The following is a 14452-nucleotide window of genomic DNA, read 5'->3' as shown; positions in this document are numbered from 1 at the left end:
GTCACAAACGTTTAGCACATACGTACCGGCTGCAGCAGCTACAGAGCCCCGAGAACGGCGCTGGCACGCGGTCCGCGACGACCCCTGCCAGCCACTCACACGAAGGTCCGACCGCGCTCCGTAAAAGTGCTACGAAATCCTACCTCATCTTTCCGCGACGTTCGGGTCGCGCGCACGTCTCGGGGACGGCGCGAGGGGAACAGTCAAATACCGCCCTGCCAAGCCTGCCGGTATGCACCACCCAGGCCCTCCGCGGTTCTGTACCGTCGGCGAGTCGGTCGAACTGGCACCGCGCAGCCCGGACCCCGACGCCGAGTTCGCGTGGCGGCTGGTGGACTCGCCCACCGACAGCGACGTCGCCCTCGACGACGCCCCGGTCGTCCACCTCGAACCCGACGCCGCGGGGACCTACCGCGCGGAACTGACGGCTCCGGACGGGACCCACGAGCAGGTGGTCCGGGCGTTCCCCGCGCGGGCACGCGAGACGGTCCGGTTCAGCGTCGACGAGACCGACGTCGCGGAGGGGGACCCCGACGACGTCGCCGACGCCGAGGAGTGCGTGGTGATGGGGCGGTTCAACGACTTCACGATGGGGTCACACTGGGCCACCGAGCGGGACGGCGAGTGGACCATCGAGACCGAACTCCCGCCCGGCACCCACGAGGCCATCTTCGCCTTCGACGGGGAGTTCGACCCGTTCGCCACCGACGAAGTGACCGTCGCGGGCGCGGGCCGCCCCCGGATCGAACTGGCGGCCGAGCGCGACGGCGAGTCGGCGGTCGTCACCGCCGACGCCCGGGCGGCACCCGACGGGAGCGACCCGGAGGTGGAGTTCCACCTCGACACCCGCGACGCGCTGGCCGAGGCCGACGTGACCGTCGAGGGCCCGGAGCTGCGGGTCCCGGTCGACGCCCTGCCCGACCTCGCGCGGGTCCACGCCGTCGCGGTCGCCGAACAGCACAGCGTCGCCGACACGCTCGAACTCCGGGCCGACGGCGACGGCCTCACGGTCGACCGGCCGGCCGACGCCCCCGAGTGGGCCGCCGACGCCACCATCTACGAGATCTTCGTCCGGGAGTTCGTCGGCGACATCGCCGAGACCTCCTTCGCGGAGATCGAGCGCCGGGTCCCCTACATCGAGTCGCTGGGCGTCGACGTGGTCTGGTTCACGCCGGTCGTCCAGAGCCCGACCCGGCACGGCTACCACATCACCGACCTGTTCGACACCGCCGACGACCTCGGGACCCGCGCGGAGTTCGAGTCGCTGGTCGAGACCATCCGCGACCACGGGATGAAGGTCATCTTCGACCTCGTCGTCAACCACACCTCGCGGGACCACCCGTACTTCCAGTTCCACCGCTCGGGCGTCCCGGGCTACGAGGACCACTACGAGCGGGTCCCCGAGTCCGAGGACGTGACCGACGTCGACTGGGCGGGCGACGACGCGGCGGGCATCTACTTCAACTGGACGCGCATCCCCAACGTCAACTACGACTCCCTGGAGGTCCGCCGGTGGATGCTCGACGTCGTCGAGGAGTGGTCGGACGTCGTCGACGGCTACCGCTGTGACGTGGCCTGGGGCGTTCCCCACGGCTTCTGGAAGGAGGTCCGCGAGGACCTGAAGGCAGACGACGAGGCGTTCCTCCTGCTGGACGAGACGGTCCCCCGTGACGCCGCCTTCCGCGAGAACGAGTTCGACGTCCACTACGACACGGACTGCTACGAGACCCTCCGGGAGATCGGCCAGGGCGAGGAACCGGCGACGGCGCTGTTCGACGCGCTCGCGGAGTCGCCCCGCCGGGGGTACCCCGAGCGGGCCGTCCACATGCGCTACGTCGACAACCACGACGAGTCCCGCTACATCGCGGACTGCGGCGAGGACGCGCTGCGGGCGGCCGCCGCCGCGACGTTCACGCTCCCCGGCGCGCCGATGATCTACGCGGGCCAGGAGCGGGGCGTCGAGGAGCAGCGCGGCACGATGCGCTGGCACGACGGCGACGCCGACCTCACCGACTTCCACCGCCGACTCGTCTCGCTCCGGGGCGAGCACTCGGCGCTCCGCGCCCGCGGCGTCGGCCCCCTCGACCCGACCGTCGTCTCGGGCGACGACGACCGCGTCGTCGCGTACACGCGCTCGGACGGCGACGAGACCCTCGCGGTCGTGCTGAACTTCGGGAGCGAGCCCGCGACGGTTGCGCTGGACGCCGCCGTCGACGGCGAGGACCTGCTCTCCGGGGCGGCCGCGGCGGCCGCCGACGGGCTCCGGGTCGCCGACGCCGTCGTGACTCGCGTCGAGTAACGACGCGCCGGTCGTCCGCCACGCCGTGGCCCGCCACGGACCGAAACCGGTAACAGCCACACGTCGTGTCTCGCCCGTATGAGCGCACCGCGGCGGGCCCTGTTGCGCTTTCTCGCCGGTGTCGCCCTCGGCGGGGCGGCGCTGGGCGCGTACCTCTGGTGGGTCGGCCTCGACAGCGTGGTCGAGCGGGCCACGCGGACGGCCGGCTGGGCCGTCGCGGTCGTCGCCCTGCTGGTCGTCCTCGAGGGGCTCGCCGACGGCATCGGCGTCTGGGCCTCCGTCCGACCGCTGGGCGAGGGGCTCTCGCCGGGCCAGGCTGTCCAGTTCGCGCTCGCGGGCGACTTCTTCGACACGCTCAGCCCCGCCGGGCCGGTCTCCTCGGAGCCGATCATGGCGAAGTTCGTCGGTGCGGCGACGGGGACGACCTACAGCGAGGCGCTGGGCGTCCGCGGCGTCGCCAAGTACGTCAAGTCGGGCGCGCAGCTGGCCGTCTCGACGGTGCTGGCGCTGGTGCTCCTGGTCGGCACGCCGGAGGCTCGGGTCGTCGTCACCACCCTGGGCGTGGCGCTGGCCGGTCTGCTCGCGGTCGGCGTCGCCCTGCTGTGGTCCCGCGAGGCCACCTCGCGCGCGCTGGTGGCCGCCCTCGCGCCCGTGGTCCGGATCGTCTCGGGCCTCTACCGCGCGGAGGGGCACGACCGCGCGACCGTCGCCGCCGCCGTCGAGCGGTTCTGGACCCGCGTCGTCCGCTTCCGCGACCGGCCCGGCCTGCTCGCGCTCGTCGCCGCGGGCGGGGTCGTCGAGCAGACGCTGACCGCGGCGGCGCTGTGGGCCGCGCTGGCTGGGACCGGGACGACGGTCCCGCTGCTCCCGATCGTCGCGCTGGTCCCGCTCCCGCAGGCCGCCAGCGCCGTCCCGATCCCCGCCAGCCTCGGTGCCTACGACGTGTTGCTCGCCGGCGCGCTCGCGCTGGTGGTCGGGGTGCCCGCGGCCGCGACCGCCGCGCCGGTGCTGGTCGTCCGCACCCTCGCGCTCCCGTTCGCGCTCTCTGCCGGCGGCGTCGCCGTGGCCTTCCTGCGCGGCTGGCGGCTCTGATCGGACGCTCCGCGTACTGAAACGGCGGGCCCTTCCGTCACTCGTCGCCGGAGAGTCCCCCTTTCGGTCCACCCGGGTGGTCGGATCGCCGGCCGATACCGTCGGCTGTTCGGCGGCCTCAGCCCCCGGAGTACGTGACGACCTGGCGGTCGACGGTGACAGCGGAGTCCAGCAGGTCCTCGGCGGGGTCGGCGGCGACGACGGTGACGGTGTTCCTGATACCGGACAGCGGCACCTCGACGGTCGTCGTCCCGTCGGTGACTTCGGCAGTGCGGGTCTCGCCGGCGACGGTGACCAGCACCTCGCTGGCGTCGGTCTCGACCTCGACCGGCAGGGACGAGTCCTCGGTCCGGGTCGGGAGGTCCGCGACCGACAGCGACGGCTGGCGGTGGTCGCCCGCGAACCGGTCGGCGACGGCGGCTGGCGTCTCGACGGGTTCGCCCGCGTCGATCCCGTGGGCCAGCCGGACGTACTGGGCCATCGACCACGAGAGCGGCGTCGCGGAGCCGGTGCCCTCGCCGAACGCCCAGCCGTAGTCGGTGGGTTCCTCGCGGTCCCAGACCTGCTCGGGGATCATCAGCCCGCTGTTCGCGAAGTTCGCCATCGTCTCCAGCAGTGCGGACGGTGCGAGATCGTCGGGACCGTCGGAGCGCCGGAGCTCGTACTCCGCGCGCTCGCCGGTGAAGATGGGCCACAGGCGGCCCTGGCCGTCGCTGGTCCAGGGCTCGCCGCTCTCGGGTTCGCCGTAGCCGTCGCCGTTGTAGCGGTACCACGCCGGGCCGTTTGGCGTGTCCACCCGGATGGTGTCGTCGACGACGGCCACGGAGTTCTCGATCGTGGGGTCGTCGGCCGGGACGATCCCGAGCCGGACGAGTTCGAGGAAGCCGGCGTCGATCACGTCCCGTTCGTCAAGCGTCGGCCCGCCGTTGGCGAGGTCGCGCTCGGCCCCGTCGTCGGGATCGGTGTCGTCGTTGATCCGGAAGTAGTACGGCGTCCGCGTGTGCTCGTCGGTCCCGGTCGTCGTCGCACACCAGTCCTCAACGCTGCGCGCCCAGTCGTCGGCCGTCGCGAGCCAGCGCAGGGCGTCGGCCCGCTCGCCCCGGTCGGCGGCGAGTGCGGCGGCGGCGGTCAGGCCCGCGATCTCGGCGGCGATCGTCGACGGGGAGTAGCCGCTCTCCTCCTCCCAGCGCTCCTGTTCGGTGGCGGGGCCGCTGCCCGCGACGTAGTCCGCCGACGCCCGGACGTTCCCGTAGCCGTAGCCGGCGTCGTCGAAGTCGACGCCGTGGCGGTCCCACAGCTGGTAGGCCATCACGAGCGGGAACGCCATCTCGTCCATCTGCTCGCCGCCCCAGCGGGTCCGCCCGTCGAGGAACGTGTTCTGGGGGACGAACCCGTCGTCGTCCTGCTGGTACTCGAAGACGTACTCCAGCGCGCGCCGAGCGCCCGCCACGTCCCCCATCGCCCGCAGCGCGGTAAAGGACTGGTAGAGGTCCCGCGCCCAGACGAAGTTGTAGCCGTAGTCGCCGGGAGTGGCCGCGCCGACGGCCGACCCCCACGGGACCGAGGGGCTGGCGACGCCCGCGCCGCGGTAGGTCTTGTCCTCGACGGCGGCCAGCGTCATCGCGGCCACGTCGTACTGGGTCCGCAGGGCGTCGTCGCCGGCGACGCTGTCGGGGACGGCCACCTCCTCGAGGAAGGCGGCCCAGGCCTCGCGGTAGGCGCGCCGGGTCGCCGCGAAGTCGGCCTCCGCGGCGGCCGTCGCCGTCTCGCGGGCCGCGGCGTCGTCGCGGTCCGTGGCGAACCCCAGCGCGACCCGCGTCTCGCCGCTCCCAGCGAGCAGGCGGCCGGCCAGCGTGACCACGCCCTCGGTCTCGGCGCTGTCGGTCCACTCGCCGCGTTCGAGGAGCCGCTGGCCCTGGTCGTCCGAGAGTGCGCTCGCGCGGTCGAAGCCGTCGGCCGCGGCCAGGCCCAGCGCCACGCCGTACGGTTCGCCGTCGTCGAGGACGACGTGGAGGTCGTCGTTGGCCTCGGTGTCCCACGCGGCCAGCGAGTGCGCGCCCGCCTCGCCGGCGCGCTCGCCGCGGTCCGCGCCGGCGCTCTGCGTGCTGGCGGTGCGGGCGACCGCGTAGAGATCGAACCCGTCGCCCTCGAAGGTCACGTCGCCGACCAGCGCCTCCCGCTCGGGGTCGGGGGCCCACGCCGTCGTCACCGACCAGTCGGCGTCGGCGGCCGTCGCGGTCTGTTCGTACAGCAGGGCGTCGTCGACGGCGAGCGTCGTCGCCCGCTCGACGCCGTCGTCGGCCGTCCGATCGGCGTCGTGGGTGCGCCAGGCCCGGTCGCCGTCGCGTTCGACGACCAGGAACTCCAGGGTCCGGAGGTTCAGCAGGTCGAGCCGCGGGAACCGGACCTCCGTGACGGCCCCCTCGGTGAACGTCGCCCACACGCGCGAGGGGTCGTCGCTCCCGTGGTCGGGGACCGTCGCGACCCCGAACTTCCGCCCGGTCGTCCAGCGCGGAGCCGGTGCCTCGATGGCTCCCTCGGTCGCGGTGCCGTCCGCCGCCGTCTCGTCGGTGCCCGCCGCCGTGGGAGTGTCCCCGGAGCCGGACTGCCCGGGACAGCCGGCCAACCCGGCCAGCCCCGCGCCCGCCGTCGCCCGCAGGAACTCGCGTCGTCGCCTCATCGATACCTCCGGTGTGCGTGCCAGCCACGAACCATTACCGGCCACACGTTCCGGTCGTGCAAATCACCTACGAAATTTTCCCTCACAGATTCCGTCTGATGGGGAACATTTATCATTCGGGAAAGGAACACAAGCAGTAATGGCGACGCTCGAACTGCAATCACTGCGCAAGGAGTTCGATGGCGGATCCATCGTCGCGGTCGACGATCTGGACCTCACCATCGAGGACGGCGAATTCGTCACGGTAGTCGGTCCGTCGGGCTGTGGGAAGTCGACGACCCTGCGGATGGTCGCGGGGCTGGAACGCCCCACCAGCGGCCGGGTCCTGCTGGGCGGCAACGACGTCACCGACGTCCACGCGCGCCACCGCGACGTGGCGATGGTGTTCCAGAACTACGCGCTGTACCCCCACAAGACGATCGAACAGAACATGGGCTTCGGCCTGCGGATGAGCACGGACATGTCCGCGGAGGAGCGCGAGCAGCGCGTCTACGAGGCCGCCGAGATGATGGGCATCGAGGACCTGCTCGACGACACGCCGGACGAGCTCTCCGGCGGGCAGAAACAGCGGGTCGCGCTGGGACGGGCCATCGTCCGCGAACCCGAGGTGTTCCTGTTCGACGAGCCGCTCTCGAACCTCGACGCGAAGCTCCGGACGACGATGCGGACCGAGATCCAGCGCCTCCAGGAGGAGCTGGGCATCACCTCCGTCTACGTCACCCACGACCAGGAGGAGGCGATGACGATGGGCGACCGCATCGTCATCCTCGACGACGGCGAGCTCCAGCAGGTGGGCAAGCCGACCGACGTCTACGAGAACCCGGTCAACCAGTTCGTCGCCGGCTTCATCGGCTCGCCGTCGATGAACTTCGTCGACGTGGCCGCCGAGTCCTTCGACGGCGGCGTCCGCCTGACCGGCGCGAGCGGTGACTTCTCCTACGACCTCACCGCGGGCCGGGCCGAGCACTTCGGCGACATCGCCGGCACCGACTACGTACTGGGGATCCGACCCGAACACGTCTCCGTCGACGACGGGACCGCGTCCGACTCCATCCCGGCGACGGTCGACGTCGTCGAACCGGTCGGGAGCGACAACTACCTCTACCTGGACCTGGGGTCGGGCAGCCGCGAGTTCGACACCGAGGACGCGCCGGACTTCATCGCCCGCGTCCCGGCCGACGTCGAACCCGACACCGGCGACGTGATCGACATCTCGTTCGACGAGGACTCCGTCCACCTGTTCGACGCCGCGACCGGCGACGCCGTCGGCTTCCAGGAAGAGGTCGTCGCGCCCGCACAGTAGCCGGTCCGTTCTCGCTGCGTTCTCCGGACGGTCACGAGGAGCGACACGGCGACCGTCGGAGACCGCTCTCTCCGATCGAGGTCCCGAGCCGACCCGCCGGGCCGCGCTACTCGGCGGCCTCCGGGGCCGCAGTCGACCGGTCGAGTTCGCCGGCCTCGGCGAGGTGGGCCACCGTCGCCAGCCGGAGCGCGTGGGGCCACCCCAGCGGCGTCGCCGAGTCGGGCGTCCCGTCGTCGAACCGCTGCTCGGGGAGGTAGCCACAGTCCCGAACGAGCGAGCCGCCGGGCAGGAGCTCGGTCAGCAGATCCCGCGAGCGGGCGAAGGCGTCGGCCGAGCGGTCGTCGCCGCGCTCGTCGAGCAGGGAGCCCAGTTCGGCGGCGGCGTTTGCCCCCCACGCCGTCGAGACGGTCCAGACCTTCTCGTCGGCCTGCGGTCCGGTGCGCCACTCGTCGCCCTCGAACCGGACGAGGCCGCGGACGGCGTCGGTCTCCCGTTCGAGGCCGTCCAGCGTCGCCTCGACGTGTGTCACCAGCCGGTCCAGCGTCGCGTCGTCGAGGTCGGCGACCGCGGCGTAGGCACGCACCGCCGCCGGCAGGGCCAGCGAGCCGGAGTCGAGCCGCTCGTCGAGCTCGCCCTCGTGTTCCCGCAGCGCGTAGAACTCGCCGGTCCAGAGGCGGTCCAGCCCTTCGAGGACGGCGTCGGCCTGGTCGCGAGCGTGGTCCCGGAGGGCCGCCGAGACCGGCGCGCGGGCGACGCTGGCGTAGGCGTGCAGGAACGTCGCGGCGGTGTGGACGAACCGCCCCTGCATGTTCTCCCAGGCGTTCTGACAGGCGACGGGGAGGCCGTCGTCCGCCAGCGTGTCGTCGAGGCTCTCGACGGCCTGCGCGATGGCGGTCTCGACGCGCTCCGGGTCGGCGGGGTCGCCGGTCCGGAGGTAGTCCGCGAGGAAGCCGGCGACGCTCCCGCTCTGGTCGGCCTGGTAGTCGGTGTCCTCGCCGGCCTCGATGCGGGCGTTGGCCCACCCCGGGGCGAGGGTCTCGTCGCCCGGCCAGACCCGGTGGGGCCAGCTCCCGTCCTCGAGTTGGCTGCGGCAGTAGAAGTCCGCCGACCGCTGGTGCCAGTCGTCCAGGTCGACGTCGAGGGCCTCGCTCCCGTCGAGCAGGAACCGCGAGATCTCGGCGTCGTCACGGAACCAGGTGTAGCCGTAGCCCCCCGACTCCACGTAGAAGGGGTCGAAGTCCGGGCCGGCGATGCGGCCGCCGTCCGCGGCGGACAGCAGCGAGACGACCCGGAGGTCGTGGACGACCGTCTCCCGGTGGGGAGCCGCCTCGGGGGCGGGCCACTCGCGAGCCTCCTCGGCCGCGCGTGCGAGCGCCGCCGGGCCGTCGTACTCGTCGGTGGCGTCGGCGACCGCCGAGAGCGCCGCCCCGCGGTCGGTCTCGCCGCGCTCGGCCAGCAGCGTGACCAGCGTGACGCCGCCCGCCTCGAAGGGGGCCGTCACCAGCACGCCGGCGGTCATCACCTCGTCCTCGTAGGCCTCCTGCTCGGTCGTCCGGGGGAACTCGACGGGCTCCTCCCCGATCAGTTCGTCGAACCGCTCGGGGATCTGCCCGTGGACCTCGGGCGAGTCGGCCGAGACGCCGACGTAGTCGTGTTCGCGGCGGTGGTACGCCTCGACGGCCGCCTCGTGGACGAGGAGGCTCGTCTGTCCCTCGCGGCCGTCGGGCGCGAAGTCGACGTAGGCCTGGAGTTCGAGGTCGGCCGGCGCGTCGCCCTCACAGTCGAACCGGGTGACGTGGAGCCGCCCGAGGGTGAGGTCGCGCTGGACGACGCGGTAGCCGTCGCGTTCGTGAACCGTCTCGACGACGGCCCCGTCGTCGGGGTACCGCTGGGTCGCGCCGCCGTCGAACCACTCGCCGCCGACGCCGAACCGCGAGCGGTCGACGCCGGCCAGTCCCGAGAGCGGGTACGAGTAGTCCCGCAGCGAGCCGTCGTCGTCGACGTAGACGAGCCGGTCACCGTGGCCGGAGAAGACACCGGTCGTAGAGCGGAGTTCGCCCGGGAACGCCCTGTCGGCGTCCCGATTGCGCTTGTAGTCGTTCAGAGCCGTCCGGAGCGTCATTGCCACTACGCAACACGCGGCGTACCATAAAATTTGGTGTAATTATTTTTCGTCCTTCTACACGGCCGGCTCGCAGCCGTGTCAGACGGTCTCGTGGGTCACGGTTGTCGCCACGTCCGGGAGGTCGCCGGTCGCCGCGACGACGGTGACGCGAGCGCCGTCCTCGGCTGCGACGGACACGTCGACGTCGCCGCCGTCGACGCGGACCGTCTCCGTCCGGGTCTTGACCACGAGGTCCCCGCCGTCGGTGTGGCCGGTGACGCGGGCCGCGTCGCCGTCGCGTTCGACGGTGACGTCCAGCGCCGGCCCCTCGGCCGGCGGGTCGCCGCCGTAGCGCGCCTCGACGACCGCGGGGGTCTCGACGGGCCGGCCGGCGTCGATACTCCAGGCCAGCCGGACGAACTGGGCGTTGGTCCAGGACAGCGGCGTCGCGCTGGAGGTCCCCTCGCCGAAGGCCCAGTCGAAGTCGTTGTCGCCCGGTTCGTCCCACACCTGCTCGGGGAGCATCCGGCCGTCGTTGGCGAAGTCCGACAGCGTCCCCAACAGGCTCTCGGGGTCGAAGTCCGGCTCGTCGAGCAGCAGTTCGTACTCGCCGCGTTCGCCGGTGAAGAAGGGCCAGAGGCGACCCACGCCCGTCTCGTCGGGCTGCCACGGCGCGCCGGGCTGGACCCGCTTCTCCCCGTAGCCGTCGCCGGTGTAGCGGTACCAGCCCGGCCCGTGGGGCGTCTCGACCATGATGTCGTCGTCGTACTCGCGGGCGGTGTTGCGGACGGTCTCGTCGTCGGCCGGGAGGATCCCGAGCCGGACGAGTTCGAGGAAGCCCCCGTCGATGATGTTGCGCTCGTCGAGGGTCCCGCCGCCGTTGTTGTGAGTTCGCAGTTCCCCGTCGTCGGGGTTGCCCTCCTCGGTGATGCGGACGTAGTAGGGCGTGTGCTCGTGTTTCGCCGTGCCGGTCGTCGTGGCGTGCCAATCCTCCAGGTGCCGGACCCAGTGGTCCGCGACGCCGAGGTAGGCGATGGCGTCGGCCGTCTCGCCGGCGTCCAGCGCGAGGTCCGCGGCACAGACCAGTCCCGCGATCTCCGCGGCCGTCGTCGACGGGGAGTAGCCGCTCTCCTCCTCCCAGCGCTCCTGCTGGGTGTGGGGGCCGGTCCCGACCACGTAGTCGCTGGACAGGCGCACGTTCTCGTAGCCGTAGCCCGCCTCGTCGAGGTCGTAGCCGTACCGCTCCTTGAGCTGCTGGGCCATCACCTGCGGGAACGCGATCTCGTCCATCTGCTCGCCGCCCCAGCGAGTCCGCCCGTCGAGGAACGTGTTCTGCGGGAAGAACCCGTCCTCGCGCTGCTGGTACTCGTAGAGGTACTCGGTGGCGTCGATGGCGCTCTCGGCGTCGCCGATCGCGTCGAAGGCGGTGTAGGCCTGGTAGAGGTCGCGGGGCCAGACGTAGTTGTAGCCGTAGTCCTGGGGGTCGTTGGCGTCGACGGCGTCGCCCCACGGCACCGACGGGCTGGCGATGCCCGCGCCCGGGAACTCCTTGGAGTCGGCGGCCTTCATCACCATCACCGCGGTCTTGTACTGGGCCAGCAGGTCCGGATCGCCGGCGACGCTGTCGGGGACGGCCACCTCGTCGAGGTAGTCAGTCCAGGAGTCGACGTAGGCCGCCCGGACGTCCTCGACGGCGTCGTCGAGCGCCGTCTCGGCGGTCGCCAGCGCCGCCTCGTCGTCGGCGTCCTCGGCGAAGCCCAGCGAGAGCGTCGTGTCGTGACCGGCGAGCGTCCCCGCCAGCACGACGTTGCCCCGCGCCGTCTCGTGGCGTTCGTCGGTCGACCCCGACGAAAGCAGCGCCGCCTCCACGTCGCCCTCTCGGACGTCCGCGGTCGTCCAGTCGAACCCGTCCGCGCTGGCGACGCCCAGCGCCACGTCGATCGGGTCGCCGTCCTCGGTCAGGAACGCGGGGTCGGCGTCCGCGGGCTGGTCGTGGCGGGCCAACAGCGCGTCGTCGCGTGCGGTGGCCACGTCGTGATCGGCGTGGGCCGAGAGGGCCGGGTCGACGACGACGTGACAGTCGTACCCCTCGCCCTCGAAGGTCACGTCCAGCAGGAGCGCGTCCTCGTCGGGGTGAGCGACGTGTTCGACGGTCAGTTCCCAGTCGTGGTCGTCGGTCGGGCGGGCCGTCTGCCGGAAGAGCAGCGCGTCCTCGCTCGCGGCCGTGGTCGATCGCTCGACGGCCGTTGGCAGGTCACGACGCTCCCGGAACGTCCGGGCGGCGTACCCGTCGCCGTCGGTCACGAGGAAGTCGAGCTCGCGGACGTTCATCACGTCGACGCGGGGGAACCGGACCTCGGTGACGGCCCCGGCGGTCAGCGTGTACCAGACGCGGGAGGGGTCGGGGTCGTCGTGGTCACAGACGGTCCCGAACCCGAACTTCTCGCCGACGGTCCAGGTCGCGTCGGCGCTGTCGGTCGGACGCTGGTCCTGTGTCATACGAAGGCCTATTCGACCAGTACCTTAATGGTTTCTCAAAGCGTAACGAACGATTACAACTCCCCTGTGGGGTCCGTGATCCCAGCCCACAGACGGCGAAACGAAACTATTTGCCGTGCGGGAGACGACCAGTGAGTATGGACGACACGACGCTCGCGGACAGACTGGGGCAACTGGGGCTCTCCGAGAAGGAGGTCGACACCTACCTCTCGATCCTCCGAAACGGGGAGGCAAAGGCCAGCGAGATCGCGGACGACACGGGCGTCTCGAAGCGGTACGTCTACAGCATCAGCGCGTCCCTCGAGGAGCGCGGGTTCGTCGAGGTCAACGACCACCTCGTCCCGACGACCATCCGGGCACGGCCGCCCTCGGAGGTCATCGAGTCGCTGACGAACCAGCTCACGGAGATGGAGACGGCGCTCGACGACCGCTACGCCGACACCGAGCGGACCGTCCAGCAGTTCGACGTCATCAAGTCCCGGGTGACGGTCGTCAAGCGCATCCGGGAGTACATCGGCGACGCCGAGGAGGAGGTGATGCTGTCGGTGCCCCAGCAGTACCTCTCGGAACTGACCGACGAACTCGCGGCCGCCGTCGACCGGGGCGTGATGGTCCTGCTCATCGTCAGCTCCACCGGCGACGTCGACCGCGAGACCATCGCCGGCTGTGCCTCCGTCGTGCGCGCACACGAGCCGGAGATGCCGATCATCCTCACCATCGACGGCACCTTCGGCGTCGTCGTCCCCGCGGAGATGATCGTCCGGTCGAACTCCGAGCAGCGGGCCATCGCGTTCGGCCAGCCACAGGTGGTCCCGATCATCTCCGGGTCGTTCCTCGGGAACTACTGGCCGATGGCCGAACAGTGCTACGTCAACGAGCCGCAGTCGCTGCCCCGGACCTTCGGGAACTTCCGGGCGGCGGTGTTCCAGGCGACGTTACGCCTGCGGAACGACGACGCCGTCGCGATCGACGCCCCCGTCCAGTCCGTCAGGGCCGACGACCAGCGCGACCGGATCGAGGGGACCGTCGTCGACACCCGGCAGGGGCTGATCGAACCGAAGACGAACTCCTACCCCATCGAACACACGATGGTCGTCGACACCGGCGACGAAGTGGTCTCGATCGGCGGTGCCGGCTCGTTCCTCGAGGACTACGAGACGACCGAGGTCACGCTCTCGGAACCATAGTCCGTCGGCGCGATCCGGCCACCGGGAGACGACGTGCGCCCCCGCCGCGGCGTTGTTCCCAGACCAGTCGGCTCGTCGCGTCACCCGGGCCGAAGAGTCCCCCGGTTGAGCGTCCCGCCGCCCGGTATCGGTGGTGTCGCCGGCCCAGTCAGGCGGTCTGGAACAGCGCCGCCGGCGGCTCGCCGGGCAGTTCGTCGCGGTCGTGGGCCGCCGCGAAGTCGAGGTCCGGCCCCATCGCGACGATCCGACTCGGGGTGACGTCGGGGTGGGTCGTGTAGTAGTGTTCCTTGATGTGGTCCATGTTCACGGTCTCGGCGACGCCGGGGGTCTGGTAGAGGTCCCGCAGGTACGGCCAGAGGTTGTCGTACTCGCGGATGTACTGGTGATTGCACATGAAGTGGGTGTGGTACACCTGGTCGAAGCGGACCAGCGTCGTGAACATACAGATGTCCGCCTCCGTCAGGCGGTCGCCGGCGAGGTAGCGCTGGTCGGCCAGCACCTCGTCCCAGTGGTCCAGCGCGTCGAACAGCTCGGTGACGGCCTCGTCGTAGGCGCTCTGTGACTTCGCGAACCCGGCCCGGTAGACGCCGTTGTTGATCGGCTCGTAGATGTCGTCGATGATGCGGTCGACCTCGTCCCGGTACCCCTCGGGGTAGAGGTCCACGTCGCGTTCGGCGACCTCGTCGAACTCGGTGTCGAGCATCCGGAGGATCTCCTCGGACTCGTTGTTGACGATGGTCTCCTCCCGCTTGTCCCACAGCACCGGCACCGTCACCCGGCAGGTCGCGTCGGGGTCGGCCTCCACGTACAGCTCCCGGAGGTAGTCGGCGTCGTACAGCGAGTCGGCGTCACAGCCCGCCTTCTCGGGGGTGAACTGCCAGCCGTCCTCGTCGCGGAAGGGGTCGACGACGTCGACGCTGATGGCGTCTTCGAGCCCCTTCAGCGCGCGAACGAGGAGCGTCCGATGGGCCCACGGGCAGGCGTAGGAGACGTAGAGGTGGTACCGCCCCGCCTCGGGCTGGAACCGCGCGTCCGGGTCGTCCTCGATGCGGTCCCGGAACGTCGTGTCCTGTCGGTCGAACTCCCCGTCCTCGTTGGTGGTCTCGTAGGCGTCGGTCCGCCACTCGCCGTCGACGAGCATATTCATAACGACTGTGGATAGACGGCGAAGACGTATAACCGGCGAGGTTACACGGATGCTACCCGTCGGACGCGGTCACCCTCCGGCGTGTGACGGCCCACCACGCCGACCGCCGTCCTTCGAAGCCCTTTTGAAGTCGCTCGGCCA

General features: G+C 71.3%; 8 protein-coding genes. 4 read left to right on the top strand and 4 right to left on the bottom strand.

Annotated features, from left to right (window positions below; translation table 11 throughout):
* Positions 1-232: 232 nt before the first annotated feature.
* The gene (locus tag P0592_RS09995) at positions 233-2299 is read left to right on the top strand and encodes an alpha-amylase family glycosyl hydrolase (RefSeq protein ID WP_276270742.1); all 2067 of its coding nucleotides are present in this window, start codon (positions 233-235) and stop codon (positions 2297-2299) included.
* 78 nt (positions 2300-2377) lie between these two features.
* A complete protein-coding gene (locus P0592_RS09990; protein WP_276270741.1) occupies positions 2378-3391 on the top strand; it encodes a lysylphosphatidylglycerol synthase domain-containing protein in 1014 nt (337 codons plus the stop codon).
* A 118-nt stretch (positions 3392-3509) separates the two neighbouring features.
* On the opposite strand, the gene P0592_RS09985 is transcribed toward P0592_RS09990, so the two are convergent.
* Positions 3510-6071, bottom strand: coding sequence for a glycoside hydrolase family 15 protein (locus P0592_RS09985; RefSeq protein ID WP_276270740.1), 2562 nt, complete (start codon positions 6069-6071; stop codon positions 3510-3512).
* 139 nt (positions 6072-6210) lie between these two features.
* On the opposite strand from P0592_RS09985, the gene P0592_RS09980 reads away from it, so the two are divergent.
* Entirely contained in the window at positions 6211-7374 is a 1164-nt protein-coding gene (locus tag P0592_RS09980; protein ID WP_276270739.1) for an ABC transporter ATP-binding protein, read from the top strand.
* A 106-nt stretch (positions 7375-7480) separates the two neighbouring features.
* On the opposite strand, the gene P0592_RS09975 is transcribed toward P0592_RS09980, so the two are convergent.
* Positions 7481-9496, bottom strand: a complete 2016-nt coding sequence (locus P0592_RS09975) for a DUF7997 domain-containing protein (RefSeq protein WP_276270738.1) — start codon at positions 9494-9496, stop codon at positions 7481-7483.
* A gap of 81 nt (positions 9497-9577) precedes the next feature.
* Positions 9578-11977 (bottom strand): glycoside hydrolase family 15 protein, encoded by a 2400-nt coding sequence (locus tag P0592_RS09970; RefSeq protein WP_276270737.1) that lies wholly within the window; start codon positions 11975-11977, stop codon positions 9578-9580.
* A 137-nt stretch (positions 11978-12114) separates the two neighbouring features.
* Here P0592_RS09970 and P0592_RS09965 point away from each other — a divergent pair, with 137 nt between their 5' ends.
* Complete coding sequence (locus P0592_RS09965) at positions 12115-13164, top strand: TrmB family transcriptional regulator (RefSeq protein WP_276270736.1); 1050 nt, start codon at positions 12115-12117, stop codon at positions 13162-13164.
* Between the two features lie 148 nt (positions 13165-13312).
* Here the strand turns inward: P0592_RS09965 and P0592_RS09960 are convergent, their stop codons facing one another.
* Positions 13313-14311, bottom strand: coding sequence for a glutathione S-transferase family protein (locus P0592_RS09960; protein ID WP_276270735.1), 999 nt, complete (start codon positions 14309-14311; stop codon positions 13313-13315).
* Between the last annotated feature and the right edge of the window lie 141 nt (positions 14312-14452).

This window comes from Haloarcula litorea, assembly GCF_029338195.1.
Taxonomy (GTDB): domain Archaea; phylum Halobacteriota; class Halobacteria; order Halobacteriales; family Haloarculaceae; genus Haloarcula; species Haloarcula litorea.
The sequence above is the reverse complement of the archived record's forward strand: the minus strand, read 5'-3'. Positions and strand labels throughout refer to the sequence as shown.